At 62.5% G+C, this 17,410-nt stretch carries 15 protein-coding genes and 1 pseudogene; 3 read left to right on the top strand and 13 right to left on the bottom strand.

The window, feature by feature from the left end; translation table 11 throughout:
* Positions 1 to 103: 103 nt before the first annotated feature.
* From ACTJKE_RS07880 to ACTJKE_RS07850, 7 genes are all read right to left on the bottom strand, one after another.
* Complete coding sequence (locus tag ACTJKE_RS07880; RefSeq protein WP_058326290.1) at positions 104 to 1,045, bottom strand: GlxA family transcriptional regulator; 942 nt, start codon at positions 1,043 to 1,045, stop codon at positions 104 to 106.
* Between the two features lie 78 nt (positions 1,046 to 1,123).
* Positions 1,124 to 1,762, bottom strand: coding sequence for a VOC family protein (locus tag ACTJKE_RS07875; protein ID WP_058326291.1), 639 nt, complete (start codon positions 1,760 to 1,762; stop codon positions 1,124 to 1,126).
* 52 nt (positions 1,763 to 1,814) lie between these two features.
* Positions 1,815 to 3,158: an epoxide hydrolase family protein gene (locus ACTJKE_RS07870; protein WP_440691614.1), complete on the bottom strand. Its 1,344-nt coding sequence runs from the start codon at positions 3,156 to 3,158 to the stop codon at positions 1,815 to 1,817.
* 87 nt (positions 3,159 to 3,245) lie between these two features.
* Complete coding sequence (locus ACTJKE_RS07865; RefSeq protein WP_058326403.1) at positions 3,246 to 4,046, bottom strand: SDR family NAD(P)-dependent oxidoreductase; 801 nt, start codon at positions 4,044 to 4,046, stop codon at positions 3,246 to 3,248.
* A gap of 398 nt (positions 4,047 to 4,444) precedes the next feature.
* Positions 4,445 to 4,660 (bottom strand): hypothetical protein, encoded by a 216-nt coding sequence (locus ACTJKE_RS07860; RefSeq protein ID WP_058326293.1) that lies wholly within the window; start codon positions 4,658 to 4,660, stop codon positions 4,445 to 4,447.
* Between the two features lie 222 nt (positions 4,661 to 4,882).
* Positions 4,883 to 5,620, bottom strand: coding sequence for a peptide-methionine (S)-S-oxide reductase MsrA (gene msrA / locus ACTJKE_RS07855; RefSeq protein ID WP_058326294.1), 738 nt, complete (start codon positions 5,618 to 5,620; stop codon positions 4,883 to 4,885).
* Between the two features lie 10 nt (positions 5,621 to 5,630).
* Positions 5,631 to 7,400, bottom strand: a complete 1,770-nt coding sequence (locus ACTJKE_RS07850; protein ID WP_440691612.1) for a cytochrome c biogenesis protein DipZ — start codon at positions 7,398 to 7,400, stop codon at positions 5,631 to 5,633.
* A gap of 261 nt (positions 7,401 to 7,661) precedes the next feature.
* Between ACTJKE_RS07850 and ACTJKE_RS07845 the strand changes: the two are divergent.
* Positions 7,662 to 7,883: pseudogene (locus tag ACTJKE_RS07845) on the top strand (TrmO family methyltransferase domain-containing protein); the annotation flags it as partial.
* Positions 7,884 to 7,939: 56 nt separating this feature from the next.
* Here ACTJKE_RS07845 and ACTJKE_RS07840 read toward each other — a convergent pair.
* The 6 genes from ACTJKE_RS07840 to ligD all read right to left on the bottom strand — a co-directional run bounded on the left by ACTJKE_RS07840 (position 7,940) and on the right by ligD (position 14,176).
* The gene (locus ACTJKE_RS07840; RefSeq protein ID WP_058326295.1) at positions 7,940 to 8,146 is read right to left on the bottom strand and encodes a TOBE domain-containing protein; all 207 of its coding nucleotides are present in this window, start codon (positions 8,144 to 8,146) and stop codon (positions 7,940 to 7,942) included.
* A 135-nt stretch (positions 8,147 to 8,281) separates the two neighbouring features.
* Positions 8,282 to 9,055, bottom strand: coding sequence for an exodeoxyribonuclease III (gene xth / locus ACTJKE_RS07835; RefSeq protein ID WP_058326296.1), 774 nt, complete (start codon positions 9,053 to 9,055; stop codon positions 8,282 to 8,284).
* Positions 9,056 to 9,068: 13 nt separating this feature from the next.
* A complete protein-coding gene (locus ACTJKE_RS07830) occupies positions 9,069 to 9,710 on the bottom strand; it encodes an alpha/beta hydrolase family protein (protein ID WP_058326297.1) in 642 nt (213 codons plus the stop codon).
* A gap of 1 nt (position 9,711) precedes the next feature.
* Positions 9,712 to 10,797, bottom strand: a complete 1,086-nt coding sequence (locus tag ACTJKE_RS07825) for a tetratricopeptide repeat protein (RefSeq protein WP_440691610.1) — start codon at positions 10,795 to 10,797, stop codon at positions 9,712 to 9,714.
* Positions 10,797 to 11,687 carry a non-homologous end joining protein Ku gene (gene ku, locus ACTJKE_RS07820; protein ID WP_058326299.1) on the bottom strand — a complete coding sequence of 297 codons (891 nt, stop codon included), beginning with the start codon at positions 11,685 to 11,687 and terminating at the stop codon, positions 10,797 to 10,799. Before ku ends, ACTJKE_RS07825 begins: the two co-directional genes overlap by 1 nt.
* Positions 11,688 to 11,713: 26 nt before the next feature.
* Positions 11,714 to 14,176 carry a DNA ligase D gene (gene ligD / locus ACTJKE_RS07815; RefSeq protein WP_113511592.1) on the bottom strand — a complete coding sequence of 821 codons (2,463 nt, stop codon included), beginning with the start codon at positions 14,174 to 14,176 and terminating at the stop codon, positions 11,714 to 11,716.
* A gap of 145 nt (positions 14,177 to 14,321) precedes the next feature.
* On the opposite strand from ligD, the gene ACTJKE_RS07810 reads away from it, so the two are divergent.
* Together ACTJKE_RS07810 and ACTJKE_RS07805 are read left to right on the top strand one after the other, a co-directional pair.
* Positions 14,322 to 14,969: a TetR/AcrR family transcriptional regulator gene (locus ACTJKE_RS07810; protein WP_058326301.1), complete on the top strand. Its 648-nt coding sequence runs from the start codon at positions 14,322 to 14,324 to the stop codon at positions 14,967 to 14,969.
* Between the two features lie 165 nt (positions 14,970 to 15,134).
* Positions 15,135 to 17,405, top strand: a complete 2,271-nt coding sequence (locus tag ACTJKE_RS07805) for a methyl-accepting chemotaxis protein (RefSeq protein ID WP_440691608.1) — start codon at positions 15,135 to 15,137, stop codon at positions 17,403 to 17,405.
* Positions 17,406 to 17,410 lie beyond the last annotated feature (5 nt).

Below are 17,410 nucleotides of genomic sequence, written 5' to 3'. Positions count from 1 at the left end.
TGTGCTCTGCGGCTCCTATTGAAAGCGCATGTAGAATCGGCCGGCGGCGGATACACGGCGATACAATTCTCCTGAGGAGCGACCAATCGCAGTGCCGTCAGGTTCAGGCAATGCTTTCGCGCGCATTGCGCCGGATCGTCTGTGGCGGTTGCCCGAGCGTGCGCAGGAACGCGCGGCGCATGCGATCGCTGTCGGCAAAGCCGGTTTCCTCCGCGATCACATCCATGGAGTGTCGCCCCTGCTCCATCAACAGGCGTGCCGCTTCCACGCGGAGATGTTCGACCGCCTTGGCCGGCGATTGGCCGGTCTCGGAGCGGAAGGCGCGGCTGAATTGCCGCGCGCTCAGGCCTGCGGCGTCCGCCAGCTCCTCGACCGACAAGATGCTGCGCAGGTTCGCCTTGGCGTAGTTGACCGATTTCTGGATGCGGTCCGACTTCGGATCGAGCTCGAGTAAGGCTGAAAACTGCGACTGGCCGCCGGCGCGCCGGTGATAGACGACAAGCTTGCGGGCGACCTGGCGGGCAACCTCCTCGCTATGGTCCTTCTCGATCATCGCCAGGGCCAGATCGATGCTGGCCGTCATGCCGGCAGAGGTCCACACGCTGCCGTCGACGATGAAGATGCGATCCTCCTCCACCCGCACCTCAGGGAAACGCTCCCGCAACTGACGCGCAAACACCCAATGGGTCGTGGCGCGACGCCCGTCGAGCAGTCCGGACTCCGCCAGGATGAAGGCACCGGTGCAAGGGGCAGCCACCCGCCGCGAGGCCTTGAGCGCGTGGCGCGCGAAGGCGACCAGGCCGGGTGTAACCGGTTCGATCTCGGTGCCCGCTCCGAACATGACGGTATCAAAGGCGGTGTTGTCGAAGGCCTTCGTCAGCACGCCGAAGCCAGCGGACGACTTGATCTCGCCGCCGGCCTCGGAAAGCAATTCGATCTCGTAGGCCTGTTCCCCGAGCGTCAGATTGGCGACCTCGAAGGCGGTGACCGCCGCGAACCCCATGAGCTGAAACCTCGGAAAGACAACGTAGCCGATCCTGTGCATGCCATACCACTCCGTCCGGAATGATCGCTTATGGCAGATTTACGCCATGAAGGGAACGCGGTGGGCATCGATTCTATTTCATTCGGGCAACGGCTTTCCGGCATGCTCCGCAACCATGTGCGCGGCATACCAATCCGGCCAGTTGTGGTCGTGTTGACCGCCGTTGCGCTTCTCGTGCTCGCCGTGCGCGGCTGCCGCACGACGCAGTGCCGCCGCAAGATCGGCGACCGAAGCGAAGTCCGTGACATCCGCGTCCACGCGGCCGGGCAGACGCTCGGTCACCTCCTGCAGCAGCCAGCCGTTACCATCGGGGTCGCTAAAGGTCGCGTAGGAGCGGTAGCTGCGGCGCGCCGGGTCACGGCCGCTGATCGGCGGCTTTCCGGGACCTTCGCGGTGGAAGACTTCGCTGACCTCAGCGCCGCGTTCGACGAGCTCAGCACGCGCGGCTTCGATATCCGAGACGACGAGATAAAGCCCGCTTGCCGAACCGGGAGTGGCCGGGGTCAACCCTGTGCCGAAGTGGATCGACGCCGGCGAGCCGGGCGGCGTGAACTGGACGACCCGAAACGTATCGCCGACCGGAAAGTCGGCGTCGAGCCGCCAACCAAGGCGGCCATAGAAATTCTTCGCGCGATCGACGTCCGAGACCGGGATGACGGCGACCTCGAGCTTCAGATCGACCGATGGCGCTCTGTTGTCGCTACCTGCACCTGTCATGACACTTCTCCTTTGTTGCGACGGTGGGCGCGCTTTCGCGCGCCCCTTTCTGTCAGCTCGGTTGACGCAGTGACTTGAAGGAAGCTCTCAATTCATCGACCAGGGCTGCCGGCTGCTCCCAGGCAGCAAAGTGTCCGCCCTTGGCGAGCCGATTATAATGGATAAGCTTGGGGAACGCCTTCTCCGCCCAGGACTTCGGCGCCTGATAGAGCTCGTCCGGGAAGGCGCTGACGGCCACGGGAATCTGAATGCCCTTAGGCTGGAAGAAGGCGAGCTTGTTCTCCCAGTAGAGACGCGCCGACGACACGGCGGTATTGGTCAGCCAGTAGAGCGTGATGTTGTCGAGCACGTCATCACGGCTCAGGCCCTCCGACTGACCATCGAAGACGCGGGCGATCAGTTCGTAGCTGCGGGCGTCATGGTCCAGCATCCAACTGGCAAGCCCGATCGGCGAGTCCTCGATGCCATAGAGCGTCTGCGGACGCTTGCTCATCTCCTGCGCATAGGAGAGCCCGTTCTTGTAGAAGAAATCGAGCTGGTCATAGGCACGGCGCTCGTCGGCCGAGAGATTGGATGGTGCCGGTTTGCCGGCGTCGAGGCTCTTCTGGATCTCGGCCGGAACGGTCGCCGGCATGTTGGTGTGGATTCCGAGCAAGCCGGTCGGCTGCTGCAACGCCAACTGCTCCGTAACCGCGTCCCCCCAATCGCCGCCCTGCGCGACGTAGCGGGTGTAGCCGAGACGTTGCATCAGCACCGCCCAGGCCCGGGCGATGCGCACCGGATCCCAACCGCGTTCATTGGGCTTGCCGGAGAAGCCGTAGCCGGGGAGCGAGGGAATGACGATGTCGAAGGCATCGGCCTCGTTGCCGCCGTGGGCTGTCGGGTTCGTCAAAGGGTCGATGATCTTCAACTGCTCGATGATCGAGCCGGGCCAGCCGTGGGTGACGATGAGAGGCATCGCGTTCTTGTGCTTGGACCGCACGTGAATGAAATGGATGTCGACGCCGTCGACGTTGGTGACGAACTGCGGCAGGTCGTTGAGCTTCTTCTCCACCTTCCGCCAATCGTATTTGGTCGCCCAATAGTCGGCGAGCTTTTGCATGGTGGCGAGCTGCACGCCCTGGGTGCCGTCCGCCACCAATTCGCGGTCCGGCCACTTGGTCGCCGCGATGCGCTGCTTGAGGTCGGCAAGCGCCGCATCGCTGGCATGGAACTGGAATGGCCGAATGGACTCGTCGGCCGCAGGCTTTGCAGCAGCAACGATCTGAGCACCGCCCGCCGAGGAAGCACCTGCGGCGTCGGCGGCGAGCGGAGGAAGCAGGATCGCGATCGCTCCGGACAGCGCGAAGGCGGCCAAGCGACAGCTCTTGGCAGTTGGCAAATAGCGTCTGGACATCATCATTCTCCTGGTTCGAGTTGAGGCGATGCCAGAGGCATCGCCGAGCAATTCCGGGATGGGAGGAGCCCGGAGGCAGATCGGGGGCTACCCCCCGATATTGTAGCGGGCGGCGGGTGAACTCCTGGAAAGGTTCGGCATGAGTTTTTGCCGGGTCGCCTCATAGGCCGCCCAATCAGCGGCCTCCGGCAGCGCCGGAATGGTGATCACTTCGCCCTGATCGAGACCGGCAAGCGCGGCATCAACCATGTCTTCGGCCCGCATGACGATCTCGCTTGGAACATGTTCGAGCGGTGTGCCGGCAATGCCCCAGAAGTCGGTCGCAGTCGCACCCGGCAGCACGGCCTGGATGCGGATGTTCTTGTCGGCAAGTTCCTTCTGCAGCGACAAAGTGAAGGCCAGCACGAAGGCCTTCGTGCCACCGTAGACGCCGTTCAGGAGTTCGGGCGCAATGCCGACGATCGAAGCGATGTTGATGATCGTGCCGGCGCCACGCGCGGCAAATCCGGGTGCAGCCGCATAGGTCAGCCGCGTCAGCGCGCTGACGTTGAGCGTGATCATCTCCTCCATCTTGTCGACATCGGAGGCGAGCAGCGGTGCGGTGGCACCAACACCCGCATTGTTGATCAACACCGTGATGCTCGCGTCGTCCCGGAGGATCTTCTCGACCCGCCTGACATCGTCCTTGTTGCCGAGGTCCGCCGCGACGACCTCGATGGCGCGCCCGGTCTCATCCGCCAACCGGCTGGCGAGACCATTTAATCGCTCACGGTTGCGGGCAACGAGGATCAGGTCGAAACCGCGACGCGCCAGACGATCGGCATAAATCGCGCCTATACCGGAGGATGCGCCGGTGATGAGTGCCGTACCTTTGGAATTCCTGCTCATTTCAAGCTCCTTTGCCTTGTTTGGAGCCTCGATGGTAAGACGAAACGCCAATGTCTCAAATGTCGTAATTCCGGCAATTTAAGACATATGCATTGTCAACGACTGCTACGCCGTGTGGGCGGGATGCGCTTCGCCGTGACCATGCGTGGGCGGTGTATCCGAGATGTGTTCTGGAGCGGCGTCTATGTATCTGAATGTTTGAACGGCCGAGCACGACGGCAGACAGATACGAATTGCTATGGGATTCTGCCGCTGCACCGGGGAGGTCAGCAAAAGAAGACGGGGCCGACGCAGCGTCGACCCCGCTCTAGAACCTTCATGCGCCCATCAGCTTCGCTGCGAGAATGCCCGTTGATTGGTTTCAAAGGTTCGCGCCGCCAGTTTTCGCGGTGCGGTGATCACTCGAAGAATGGGCTGGCAAGCTCCTCGTGCGGAGCCTCCGGTAGCAACCCTCCGTCCTCAATCGCGGCCGGCTGCGGCCGCGCCGCGGCCGTTGGGGACGCCGGGTTGGCGACGAGCGCGGCAAGAAACGAGGGCTCTCCCGGGCCGCTGTCCCAGGCGCATGGCGCCGCCGCGAGGACGACTATGGCGAAAGCTGTTGCGAATATGCGCATGATGGCTCCTTCCGTTGATCATGGCGGCAGCGACGCGTCCCGTCACCACTGGCCCAAGCCTTGCTCACCGCCAGAGTGTCCTTTGGGCGTGTCGCGGATGTGTGCGGGCGGCCGCAAAACTGTATCCTTCTGTAGAAGGCCGACTTGGCCCGACCCCTTGCAAGATCCGTTCGAAACGTCACGGGTCTGGTCGTGCTCGCGATCCGCGCAAGCTCCGATCGGCTACGACGCGCTGTCTGCGACAAGCACCGGCTTCTCGCGATAGAGGCTCGGGAACAGGCGGTGCAGCGCTTCTATCTTCGGTTGCTCGTAGAGGACCACATAGGGCTGGCCTGGATTGTTGTAGATGTAATCCTGGTGATAGGCCTCTGCTTGATAGAAAGCCTTGCCAGGTTCGATGGTCGTCACAAGCGGCCGGGCAAAGACGTCCGCCGCGTTCAGTTGCGCGATGTAGTCGGAAGCGACCTTCGCCTGCGCTTCATTGCGCGGGAAGATCGCCGATCGATACTGCGGGCCGCTGTCCGGCCCCTGCCTGCCAAGCTGCGTCGGATCATGCGCAACCGAGAAAAAGATCTCGAGAAGCTGCCCATAACTGATCGTCTTGGGATCAAAAGTAATCTCCACCGCTTCGGCGTGGCCGGTGGTGCCGGTTTCCGTCTGTTCGTAGATCGCCGTCTCCGCAATGCCGCCGGAATAGCCGGACCTGACGCCCGTGACGCCGGCCACATGCTGAAACACGGCTTGCACACCCCAGAAGCAACCGCCTGCGAGCACTGCCGTCTGCCTTGTCTCCGTTGAAGCGACGTCATGGAGCGCCTTGGGAATGGGTTTGGCCTGCTGCGCCGCCGTTTGTTCGTCGAAGGCGAACGTCAGCCCGCCGCCAACCATTGCCAGCGCGACGAACAGACGTCGGGAAAGGGCGGGCATGCGGCGCCTATGCTGCTGTTGTTTGTCGGTCATCTGTGAACTCTCATCCAAAAGTGAAAACGAAGGCTTCCGCGCCGGGCTCGAGAAAGCGGATCTCGAAGGTCCGTTCCCGCGCCGGGCCTGACTGGCGCACGAGCTGATAGAGGCGGGTCTCCGTGACGGTCCCCCTGCCGGACGCGTCGATATCCGAGCCACGGTCCGCTGCGGGCGCCGCACCATCCACCGTCACCTGAAACGGGATCGGCGTGCCGCCGGCGCCAGGCCCAAGCACCAGATGCAGATCGCGAGCGCGGAACCGGTAGGTGATACCGCCGCCCGCTTCGTTGACACGGGCCTGCTCGGCCCCGACTGTCCAGTTGCCGGTAAGGCCCCACTCGTTGAGACGCGGGCTATCGATCGTATAGCGGTTGGCGCTGTCTGCGGAGACGCCCTCCGGAGACACGAAATTCGCGGCCCTCTCATAACCGACATAGGTCTCGCCCGATGCGAGCCGGGAGAGGTCGGGCGAGGCTTCGGCACCCTTTGCATCCGGTTTGACGAAGTTATTTTCGACCTTCCGCTTTCCCGCGGCCTCCGCCAGCAGATCCTGGATCACCCGCTCGGAACCTTCATAGTCGCCCTCGCCGAAATGCGTGTAGCGGATCTGCCCTTCGGCATCGATGAAGTAGTGGGCCGGCCAGTAGCTGTTGGAGAAAGCGCGCCAGATGGCGAAGTTGTTGTCGATGGCCACCGGATAGGTGATCTTGAAGTCACGCACCGCCTTTTCGACGTTGCCGATCTGCTTTTCAAAGGCAAATTCCGGTGCGTGAACACCAATGACGACCAGACCCTGATCCCGGTACTTCTCGGCCCAGGCCCGCACATAGGGGACAGTGCGGATGCAGTTGATGCATGAATAGGTCCAGAAATCGACGAGCACGACCTTGCCGCGGAGTTCCGCCGGGGTCAGGGGCTTCGAATTCAGCCACTGAACCGCGCCGTCGAGCGACGGGAACGGACCTTCGACCGGGAGGTCGCTGCGATAGGCCGCCTGTCTCGTATCCTTAGCGGCAAGGGTCATGCGGGTGCTGGAGACGTCGGCAGGCGCCGCATTGGCGCGCAGGCGATCGAGGATCGACTGTTCGAAGCCCGAAGTGCTCGCATAAGAAAGCTGCGCCAGCAGGCCGGTGTCCAACCCAAGGGCGATGGCTGCAACGCCGGCCAGCACCGCAACGCCGAGACCCTGGCGGATGCGGTCGCCGATGCCGAGGAAGCGCTTCATCGCCGCGAACACTCTGGCGCCGGCAAGAACGGCAAACGCCAGCGAGGTCGCGGCGCCTGCGGCGTAGGCGCCAAGCAAAAGCGTCGTCTGCACGTTCGCGCCGTTCAGCGCCGCGCCGGTCAACACCAGGCCGAGCACCGGTCCGGCGCAGGGTGCCCAGAGCAATCCAGTCGCAACACCGAGCAGAATGGCGCCGCCGACACTGCCCTTCTCCCCGGTCGCAGCCTTTCTCGACAGCCGGTTTCCCAGCGCCACGAGCGGGCCAGTCACGAAAGCTGCGGCACGCGTTGAGAGCAGTGTTACGCCGAATACCGCCAGCAGCGCGATCGCGGCGTAGCGGCCGAACGCGTTCGCCTGGACCGCCCAATTGCCGCCGAGCGCGGCAAGCGAGGCGATGCCCGCAAAGGTCACGATCTTGGCGAGCAGCATCGGAAGTATGCTGGTGAAAAAGGGCTGGCCAGCGCGGGCAAACACGAATGGCAGGACCGGCAGGATACAGGGACTGACGATCGTCAGTACGCCTGCAAGATAGGCTACAACAAAGAGGATCATCATCGTCTCTCCGCACTGGATCAATGCCCCGAGGCAGTGATCACTTGACATGTGCGGCAGAGGACCATCGTGACGTATCGCGGATGTTTCCGATCTGCGGAGATTTGTATCTCAGTGCAACAGCTGCGGCGTTTGCGGGGCGGCGGCACGTCGCGACACACGATCGCGGCCAGATGCTCGCTCGACCCGGTGAGCACAGATGGACCAAGCAAAAGAGGCCAGGACGGTCCCGGCCTCTATTGTCAGATAGCGGTGCACGTTTCACTGCGCTCGCCCGTGCGCCCCAATCCGATCGGCACGTCGATCGTCAAGCTTGAAGCTGTGGAAGGCTCAACGCTGCTCGTGCGCGGTCTCGATTGCCTCGACGGCACGCCCCTTATTGACCTGAAGCCCGACCGGACCCCGTTCAAGCCGATCGCGCCGCCGCAGCGCGGCGACTTCGAGGCCGGCGACAGCGGCCCACATAATTGCGAGAAGGCGTGATCGATCAAGATTTGGGTGGGCGCGACGGAAGACCCACGCGCCCTCCCTGAGAATTGTCAGTCAATCCCGACCATAACGTCCGAAGCCTTGATGACCGCATAGGCCTCGCCGCCGACCTTTAGACCTAACTCGTCGACCGACTCGTTGGTGATTGCAGCAGTCACGATCGAGCCGCCGACGTCGATACGAACGTGCGCGGTGGTAGCGCCCTTGATCACTTCGAAGATCTTGCCCTTGAGGCGATTGCGTGCGCTGATTTTCATGCGGCTCTCCTTCGTGTTGGTTACCTTGGACGTTCGCGGTCGCCGTTTCCATCCACCTGCCGCAGCGGGTGTAATCCGGATAAGGGCTGCGAATAGCGCTGACGCTCTCAGCTTCATTCCCGCAATATAGCCAGCTCAATCGCGCAACGTGATCGAAACCGGCGCGTGGTCGCTCGCGCCCTCCATGCCGCGAACCTCGCGATCGATGCCGGCGCCAATAAGCTTGCGGGACAGCTTGCGGCTGAGCAGCATATGATCGAGCCGGAGCCCGGCATCGCGCTGCCACCGGTTCCGACGATAGTCCCAGAACGTGAAGAGCCGATCCTTCGGATGGACCTTGCGCAGCGCATCGAGCCAGCCGTGGTCGAGGAGCGTACGGAACGCCGCACGGCTTTCCGGCTGCACCAGCGCGTTGTCGTCGTAGGACGTTGTCGGGTAGATGTCGCGCGGCTCCGGCACGATGTTGTAGTCGCCGGCAAGCACAACAGGCACATCGAGGGCGAAGAGTTCGGCGGCGTGTTTGGCCAGGCGCTCATGCCAGGCGAGCTTGTATGCGAACTTGGGGCCAGGCTGCGGGTTGCCGTTGGGCGCATAGAGGCAGGCGACCAGGACGCCGCTGACGGCAGCCTCGATGTAGCGAGCCTGGTTGTCCGAGGGATCACCGTCGAGCCCGACGCGGGTCAGGACGGGCCCGCTGTTGCGAGCGAGGATCGCCACGCCGTTCCAGGCGGATTGTCCCTGCCAGACGGCGCCATAGCCGGCCGCCTCGATCGCCGCGCGTGGAAACTGGCGGTCGGTGGCTTTCAATTCCTGCAGGCAGACAATGTCAGGCTTGGCTTGGTCCAGCCAGGCGATCAGGTTTTCGAGCCGCTTGTTGATGCCGTTGATGTTGAAGGTGGCGATCTTCATCTCGGCGGTCAGATCAGAGCGTCAGGCGGGCGACCCAGGCTGCCACCGCATCGGCCACGGTCCTCAAATGATCGGCCGTCGAAAAGCCGGAAAGGCTCTTGCGCGGCTTGAGGTCATGGTCGCCGTCCTCGAGCCACAGGACTTCGATCGCGTCGGAAAGCGTATAGCCCGGAACCTCCTCGCGCGTGCCGAACTCGTCACGGGTTCCCTGGCAAATCAGGGTTGGCGTCTTCAACCCAGCCAAATGTTTGGTGCGCAACTGCTCGGGCTTTGCCGGCGGGTGGAAGGGATAGCCGAGGCAGAGCAGCCCGGTGATCTTGCCGGTCGCATGGAGTTGGTCGGCGACCATGCTCGCTACTCGCCCACCCATCGACTTGCCGCCGATGATGAGCGGCCCCTTTGCATCAAGCGCTTCGATGGCGGCGACATATTCCGGATTGAGCGTCTCGGCGCGCGGCGGGGGCTTGCGCCCGTCCGACGTCCGCCGCGCCGCCATGTACCCGAACTCGAAGCGGGCGACGCGGAAGCCGGCGGCTGCAAGCGCCTTGGCGGTCGCAGTCATTGATGCGGAATCCATCGGCGCGCCGGCGCCATGGGCAAGAAGGATGGTGACGGCTGCATCATCAGGTCCGTCGAAAAGGAATTTGTCGCCCATATCAGCCCGTTGTCCTTGGACGGCCTTGCAGATCGACATATTGCACGCCGCGTTCCGCCGTTCGCGCCCATTCGCTATCGCTATCGAGTTCGAGATAGCGACTCCACCAGCGCCTGGCTTCACCGAGATCACCGGCATCGAATTCGAGTTTCGCCAGATTAAATACCGCGTCGGCATAGTCGCCGTCGAGTTCGATTGCCTTCTTGAGGTGCCTGCGGGCAGCGTCGATCCTTCCCCGTTCACTCATCAGCCCGGCGAGGTTGAACCACGCCTCGACGAAGGATGGATCGAGTTTGATGGCACGGGCGTAGTCATGCGCCGCATCCAGCTCCCGTCCCGCAGCCTTCAGGCAATTGGCACGGTTGAAAGCCGCAACCGAATCCGTCCGGTCCATGGCGAGATAGCGCTGATAGAAGGTGGCGGCCTCTTCGTAGTCGCCATTCGCCTCCGCCTCCTCGGCCAGATCAAAGAGATCTTCCAGGGCGGCATCATCGGGCGCGCCGAGATCGAAGAGCAATTGCCCATTGAGCTCGCTCAGCCCCTCGGCACTCCGCGCGTAGATCGCATCGGGACCGCCACTATGCAGCGAAAGCGCCGTCAAAGAAGCGACCTGTCCCGAACGATGAACGGATCGGACGATGGCGCTCCAATTCGCACCGCTTCCAATCAGTTCCGCATACTTTCTGGCGAGGATGAGATCACGGAACGAAAAGGGCTCGCTGTCATGTTCGAAAGCATCGAACAGGGACAGGAGATCGAAGGTCCTCGGAGAAAGCTTGGCCTGATCGATCAGAGACTGACGTGTGAGTGCGGACGCTACAGGCACCGACATCAGCCCTAGAAGGCGAAGGAAGCCGTTCTCGCTGACGAGCCATCGCCCCGCCGCATGTTCCGCATCGAAACGCGCCTCGATCTCCGCTTCGCTCGACTTCGCCAGCAGGTTCCGGCCGAACACCAGATACGTCGTCTGGCGCGTAACGCCGCGCCGCAAGTGGCCGAACTGTCGCTCCACTTCCCGCGCCACAAGTCGCCGCGGGAAGGCCGAGAGGCCCCCAACGATGCCGAATGTCTGGCCTGCAATCGCCATCAGGCTTTCTTCTTCGCGGTCGGTTTTGCCGCCGTCCGCTTGGCCGCAGTCGAGGTTGCCGCCTTGGCCGTTTCCTTCGCCGCCGGCTCGGCCTTGGACTTGCTCTTTGCCGGTGGCTTCGACTGCGACAGGCTCGCCTTCAGGGCATCCATGAGATTGATGACGTTGCCACGTTCCGGTGCGGCCGCAATGATAGGCTTATGACCTTTAAGTTTCTCGCGGATCATCTTCATCAGCGCGATCTCGTAGCGGTCCTCGTAATTCTTAGGATCAAAGACCGTCATCTTCTGCTGGATCAGCGCTTCGGCCAGCTGCAGCATTTCGGGGTCGGGATGACCGACGGGGATGTTGCCGAAATACTCAGCGGTACCACGCACTTCGCTCGGGTTTCTCAGAGTACACACGAACATTCCGGTTTCGCGTGAACCGATCGTCACCACCCGCTCGCGGCTCGAAAGAACTAGCCGCGCGATCGCCAGCTTGCCGCTCTTCTTCAACGCCTCGCGCAGGACAACGAAGGTTTCCTCGGCCATCGCGCCATCGGGCGCCAGATAGTAGGGCGCATCCTGGTAGATCACATCGACGGAGCCCTCATCGACGAAGGCCTCGATGTTCATGGTGTGATTGGACTCAATCCTGACACTTTCGAGGTCCGCGTCCTCGATGATGATGTATTTCTTGTCTTCGTATTCGTAACCCTTGACCAGGTCCGAGCGCTCGACGAGGCCGAGCTCCGGGTCGACCGGCTTCATGTTGATCCGGTTGTGGGTGTCCTTGTGAAGCTGATTGAAGCTGATGCGTTCGCTCGAGCTGGTCGCCGGATAGAGCCTCACGGGGCAACTGACGAGACTGAGTTTAAGGTAACCTTTCCAACTTGCCCTGGGCGCCATGATTGTCTCCTACGCGGCCAAACGCATTACGTCCTCGTTTCGGACAGAAGCGGCAAATCCTTGGCAAAGTCGTCGATTTCCGCCCAGGGATCGCCGAAAGTATCCAGAAGTCCAGGAAGCGAAGAATAGTTCAAATCCTCAGGAGCGTCGATAGTCTCAAGATCCGCCCAGTTGAGCGGCGTCGAGGCCGGCAGGTTCGTGCGCGCCCGTAGCGAATAGGGCGCGGCCGCCGTATGGCTGCGGGCATTGCGGTGAAAATCGATGAAGATCCGCTTGATACGGTTTTCCTTGCCCATCGTGGTGGTGAAGGTTTGCGGCGCGGTTGCGGCCAGCCGCGTCGCGATCGCGCTCGTCGCCTGGTGCGTCTTCTTCCAGTCGAGTTTCGGCGTCACCGGCACGACCACATGGATGCCGCTGCCGCCTGACGTCTTCACGAAGGGAACGAGGCCGAGCTCTTCCAGCTCACCGCGGATATGGACGGCTGCCTCGACCACATCGCGCCAGGCGATGCCTTGGCCGGGGTCGAGATCGAAGACGATGCGGTCGGGTTTTTCCAGCCGCTCACGCTTCGTGCCCCAGCTATGAAGCTCGATCACGCCGAACTGAGCGAGCGCCAGATAGCCCTTCGTGCCTTCGATCGAGAGGAAGGAATTGGTTTCGCCCTCGGAGTTGGTCGAGTTGAAGCTGATGATCGAGGGCGGCATGCCGGTAAAGGGATGACGCTGGAAGAAGCAGTCTGCACGCTTTCCCGTCGGGCAACGGAAGAGAGACACGGGCCGACCGAGGATATGAGGCAGCATGAAGTCGCCGACGAGCGCATAGTAGACGGCGATGTCGAGCTTGGTCGGCCCGGACTTGCCGAACACTCGACGATCGGCGTTGGTGACCTGGATGCTTGCGAGATCGGCATCCGTGATCAGCCGCTTGCGCGTTGCACGCGCCGGTGCCGAAAGCTCGACATCACGAAGCCCCTTGAACACCGCATGGCGCAGCACATTGTCGGTCGTGCGGTTGGAATAATGGACACGGGCGCTCAGCACCGGCCGAACCCAGGTGATTTCCTTCGGCGCGCCTTCCAGCGCCGCCGCGTCGCCGCGCAACGCCTCCAGCCGGGTCAGCAACTGCTTGGCCGTCGCCGCATCGAACCCGGTTCCGACCTTGCCGCGATAGTGCAGCTCGCCCTCCTCCCACTCGCCGAGTGCGAGAGAAGCAAGGCCTTCGGCCGCCTCGGAAGTGGTGAATCCGGCGATCACGAAATCACCGAACTGGAACGCCTTCGTCTTGGTCCAGGTCTGCGTGCGACCACTTCGATAGGGTGCCGAGGCTCGCTTCGAAACGATCCCCTCCAGCCCCAACTCCGAGGCTTGGTCGTAAAGCCCGTGTCCATCGCCTTCGACATGGTCGCTGAACTGGATGGCCGAACGGCTGGATACCTGCCCCTCGAGCAATTGCGCCAGCAGCGCCTTGCGCCTTTCCAACGGGACCTCGGTCAGGTTCCACCCTTCGAGATGGAGGATATCGAAAGCATAGAAGACGAGCTTGCTGTCGACGCCTGTCGAAAGCGCGTCCTGCAACAGAGCGAAACGGCTGATGCCCCTGTCGTCTAGAACGACGATCTCGCCGTCGATGATCGCCTCACGGCAAGGCAGCTTGCGGAAGGCATCGGGAAGGTCGCCGTAACGCTTCGTCCAGTCCAGCCCGTTGCGGGTGATCAGCCTGATGTTGCCGCCCGAAATATCCGCCATGGTCCGATAGCCATCGAACTTGATCTCGTGCAGCCAGACCGGCTTCTCCGATGGACCGCCCGGCGGCTTCGGTGTTGGGCTGGCAAGCTGCGGCTCGATCCGCTGCGGCTTTGGGCCCTTCACCGCACCCGGCAGCGCGCCGGGTTTAAGTACGACCCGCTTTGCCGGCCTCTTCGGCGGCTCGACCAGTTCCTCGATCCGCCTGCCGCTTTTCACGCTTTCGGGACGCGACGTCAGGATGTCGACATCAGGTTCGGCTGCAAGGTCATGTTCCTTGAAAAGCAGCCAGTTACGTTGATCCTCCTCACCCGGCTTCGGCTTCAGCCGTGTCAGCATCCAGCCGCCATTGAGCTTTTCGCCGGCCAGACGGAACTTGAAGGCGCCGGTCCTGACGCTCTTGTCGATATCGTCCATCGGCGCCCAGACGCCGGTATCCCAGACGATCATCGGCCCACCGCCATACTCGCCTTCCGGAATGACGCCCTCGAAGTCGATATAGTCGAGCGGATGATCTTCGGTCTCGACCGCCAGACGCTTGTCGGCGGGATTGAGTGACGGCCCCCTGGGGACCGCCCAGCTTTTCAGCACATCGCCGACCTGAAGCCTCAGATCATAATGATCGGCCGTGGCGTGGTGCTTGTGCACGACAAAACGATTGCCCTCCCCGCCGGTTATTCCAGCAGGCTCCGGCGTCCTGGAGAAATCCCGCCTTGCGCGGTAGGTCTTGAGCTTCGACGTCGCCATATCGCAAAGCTAGGGCGTGTTCGCAGAGGTCGCAATATCCGCCAAAGACAGGGAACTCTGCGGCTATGCACACGCCTGCTTCGGAAAACATTTGCTTTCCCATCTGGCAACGACTAAAAATTGCCGAGGAATTTGGAAAGTCGACATGGTCGAAAACCAGAAATCGCCGCGTTCCCGTGGCCGACCCCAGGTCCGATCTGACGACGAGACCCGCAAGGTGATCATCCTTGCCGCCGAAAGGCAATTCTGCGACCTCGGTTATGAGACCGCCAACATCAACGTCATCGCCCAGAATTCCGGCGTCTCCACCAAGACGCTCTATCGCCTCTTTCCCACCAAGGCCGATCTTTTCGAACGTGTCATCTCGCTCAGGATCGACGAGTTCGTTATCGAAGTTGACGAGGAGAATCTGGACGCCATGAGCTTGAAGGCAGGTCTGGTGCGCCTGCTCGCCGCCTACGGGCACCTCGTGCTTGCGGCAGACACGATCGCCATCATCCGTCTGGTGCTCGCCGAGGCCGAGCGCTTTCCGCAGATTGCCGCCACATTCTGGGAAAAGGCGATCGAGCGGACGAATGCGACGCTGGAGCAGTGGCTTAAGAGGCAATCGGAGGCCGGCCGGCTGGTGATCGTCTGCCCCTATCAGACGGCGGGCATGTTGCGCGGAATGATGGCGATGGAGCCGCAACGCGCTGTCATGATGGGACGCGTGAACGCGATCGACGAAGCGACAATCATCACCCGGGCCGATATTTGCGCTGAGATATTCTTGTCCGGTACCGTACCCAGATAGTTCGGCTGTCGTTCACAGACAATCTTTCGCGATGTCATCAGGACGTCATCAAACTGTAACATACGACCGTATAACTCTCCGCGCGGGAGCTCTCCCGCCGGGCGCATGAGGCGTCGCGACCAGCCCTTTGGCATGGCCTCCTCCCCTTCAAGCCCGGTGATTGTTATGCGTTTGTCCGCGAAGCTACCCCTCGCAGCGGCGGCTCTGGCTGCCTTCTCTATCGCTGCCACCAGTCTTGCCAGCCTGACCGTCAGCGGCGACCTGTCGTCCCGCGCGGCGATCGAGAAGCTGGAGGCGCTCGCCGATGCCCGCCGCAACGAGCTTCGCCATTATCTCACCACCGTGGAAAACGACCTGCGCAATCTGCAGGCGCAGAAATCCGTCGCCAAGGCGCTCAGCGATCTGAATGGCGCTGCTGCCAAGTTCGGCGACAAGACCGAGAGCGAATTGCAGCGCCGCTACCTGACGGAAAACCCCAATCCCGAAGACAAGCGCGCACTCTACAGCACCGCTGGCGTCGACGACTACGACGCGCTGCATGCGCGCTTTCACCCGTTTTTCCGCCGTTTCGCGGAAGCCCACGGTTATCGCGACGTGCTGCTCGCCAATCTCAGCGGTGACGTTGTCTACTCCCTCAACAAGAAGGGCAACTTTGCCGTCAGTCTCAAGGACGGCTCCTGGAAGGACACGGGGCTCGGCCGCATCTTCCGCGAAACCGCCGAGGGAACAGACAAGAGCAAACTGGCCTTTGCGTCCTACGAGGCCTATGCACCGCTCGGCGGCAGCCCCGCGGCGTTCATCGCCATCCCGCTGGAATCGATCGACGGCAAGATCGGTACCTTGATCCTGGAGATGCCGGACGCGCGCATCGGAGAGATCGTCGGCAACCGCACGGGCCTTGGCGAGACTGGCGAAACGATCCTTCTCGACGGCAACGGATTTTTCCTCACTGACAGCGCTACCACACCCGACAACGATATCCTCAAGGCCCGGGTCTCGCCGGACCAGCCGGCGGAAGATGTCATCGTCAGCAGCAGGCTCGCCGATTTCCGCGGCAAGGAAGCGCAGATGGCTGCCACAAGCCTCGATGCTTTCGGCACTCGCTGGACCATGGCCGCGGTCATGACGTCACGGGAAGCCTTTGCCGCCGTCACCGCCTTGCGCAACTGGACGCTCGCGACGGCTCTGGCCGTCCTCGCGGCAGCGCTGGCAATTTCCATCTGGTATTCACGCCGGCTGACGCGCCCGATCACCGGCCTCGTTCAGGACATGAGCCAACTCGCCGAGGGCGACACGACGATCGGCGGCGTCGGCCGGAACCGCAAGGACGAGATCGGTGACATGGCCCGTTCCGTCCTCGTCTTCCGCGACGCGCTTCTCGATCGCGCCCGCCTTGAAACCGAGACGACGGAAACGCGGACCATGATCGAAGAGGAACGACAAGTCCGAGAGATGACCCAGTCCGAGGTGGCGCGCCAGATCAACGAGGCCGTAGAGATGCTGGCGTCGGGGCTCGAACGGTTGTCGCAAGGCGACCTGACCGCACGCATCGACCGGCCCTTCGGCGCCGGTTTCGACCGTCTGCGCTCGGACTTCAATCTGTCGCTCGAAAGCCTTGCCGTCACGCTTGGCGACGTGAAGGCGAGAAGCGCTGAAATCGACGGCGAGACCGGCGAGATGCGCGACGCCATCGGCCAACTCGCCAAACGCACCGAGCATCAGGCAGCAACCTTGGAAGAAGCAACTGCGGCCCTGAGCGCAATTACCGCCACCATCGGGCGCACTGCCGAACACGCCTCATCGGCGACGACGATCGCCGCTGCGGCTAAAGCGAGCTCCGACCGCTCCGGTCAGGTGGTCATGAACGCCGTCGGCGCCATGGCCCAGATCGAGAAAGGGTCGGTCGCCATTTCCCAGATCATCGGCACCATCAACGACATCGCGTTCCAGACCAACCTGCTGGCCCTGAACGCGGGGGTCGAAGCGGCCCGTGCCGGCGAAGCGGGCAAGGGCTTTGCGGTCGTCGCGCATGAAGTGCGGGAGCTGGCACAGAAATCCGCCCTCGCCGCCCGGGAAATCAAGGCGATTATCACCACGTCGGCAGAGGAAGTGACGAAGGGCGTTTCGCTGGTGCGGGCGGCAGGCGATGCGCTCGACGAGATCTCCGGCCAGATCCATGCCATCAACGAGCAGACACAGCAGATTGCCGGCGACGCGCGCGACCAGGCGAGCGACCTGCAGCACATCAACCAGACCATGCTGTCGCTGGACGCCGTGACGCAGCAGAACAATGCGATGGTTGAAGACAGCACCGCCATGACTCTTCGGCTCTCAAGCCAGGCATCCGGCCTCTTCGATCTCGTCGAGCGCTTCCGCACGACATCCGGCGTACGCAACCAGACGGAGACAGACGCGCGTCTCCGACTGATCGCCTAGCGCCT

The sequence above is a fragment of the Ensifer sp. 22521 genome, from assembly GCF_052044795.1.
Classification (GTDB): domain Bacteria; phylum Pseudomonadota; class Alphaproteobacteria; order Rhizobiales; family Rhizobiaceae; genus Ensifer.
The sequence above is the reverse complement of the archived record's forward strand: the minus strand, read 5'-3'. Positions and strand labels throughout refer to the sequence as shown.

Bases quoted from the DNA above. Each gene is read 5' to 3' on its own strand.
- ACTJKE_RS07870 (WP_440691614.1), bottom strand. From the start codon at position 3,158: ATGTCCAGACGCTATTTGCCAACTGCCAAGAGCTGTCGCTTGGCCGCC.
- ligD (WP_113511592.1), bottom strand. From the start codon at position 14,176: ATGGCGACGTCGAAGCTCAAGACCTACCGCGCAAGGCGGGATTTCTCC.
- ACTJKE_RS07805 (WP_440691608.1), top strand. From the start codon at position 15,135: ATGCGTTTGTCCGCGAAGCTACCCCTCGCAGCGGCGGCTCTGGCTGCC.
- ACTJKE_RS07810 (WP_058326301.1), top strand. From the start codon at position 14,322: ATGGTCGAAAACCAGAAATCGCCGCGTTCCCGTGGCCGACCCCAGGTC.
- ACTJKE_RS07840 (WP_058326295.1), bottom strand. From the start codon at position 8,146: ATGAAAATCAGCGCACGCAATCGCCTCAAGGGCAAGATCTTCGAAGTG.
- ACTJKE_RS07875 (WP_058326291.1), bottom strand. From the start codon at position 1,762: ATGACAGGTGCAGGTAGCGACAACAGAGCGCCATCGGTCGATCTGAAG.
- msrA (WP_058326294.1), bottom strand. From the start codon at position 5,620: ATGACCGACAAACAACAGCAGCATAGGCGCCGCATGCCCGCCCTTTCC.
- ACTJKE_RS07825 (WP_440691610.1), bottom strand. From the start codon at position 10,797: ATGGCGATTGCAGGCCAGACATTCGGCATCGTTGGGGGCCTCTCGGCC.
- ACTJKE_RS07830 (WP_058326297.1), bottom strand. From the start codon at position 9,710: ATGGGCGACAAATTCCTTTTCGACGGACCTGATGATGCAGCCGTCACC.
- ku (WP_058326299.1), bottom strand. From the start codon at position 11,687: ATGGCGCCCAGGGCAAGTTGGAAAGGTTACCTTAAACTCAGTCTCGTC.
- ACTJKE_RS07865 (WP_058326403.1), bottom strand. From the start codon at position 4,046: ATGAGCAGGAATTCCAAAGGTACGGCACTCATCACCGGCGCATCCTCC.
- ACTJKE_RS07880 (WP_058326290.1), bottom strand. From the start codon at position 1,045: ATGCACAGGATCGGCTACGTTGTCTTTCCGAGGTTTCAGCTCATGGGG.
- ACTJKE_RS07860 (WP_058326293.1), bottom strand. From the start codon at position 4,660: ATGCGCATATTCGCAACAGCTTTCGCCATAGTCGTCCTCGCGGCGGCG.
- xth (WP_058326296.1), bottom strand. From the start codon at position 9,055: ATGAAGATCGCCACCTTCAACATCAACGGCATCAACAAGCGGCTCGAA.
- ACTJKE_RS07850 (WP_440691612.1), bottom strand. From the start codon at position 7,400: ATGATCCTCTTTGTTGTAGCCTATCTTGCAGGCGTACTGACGATCGTC.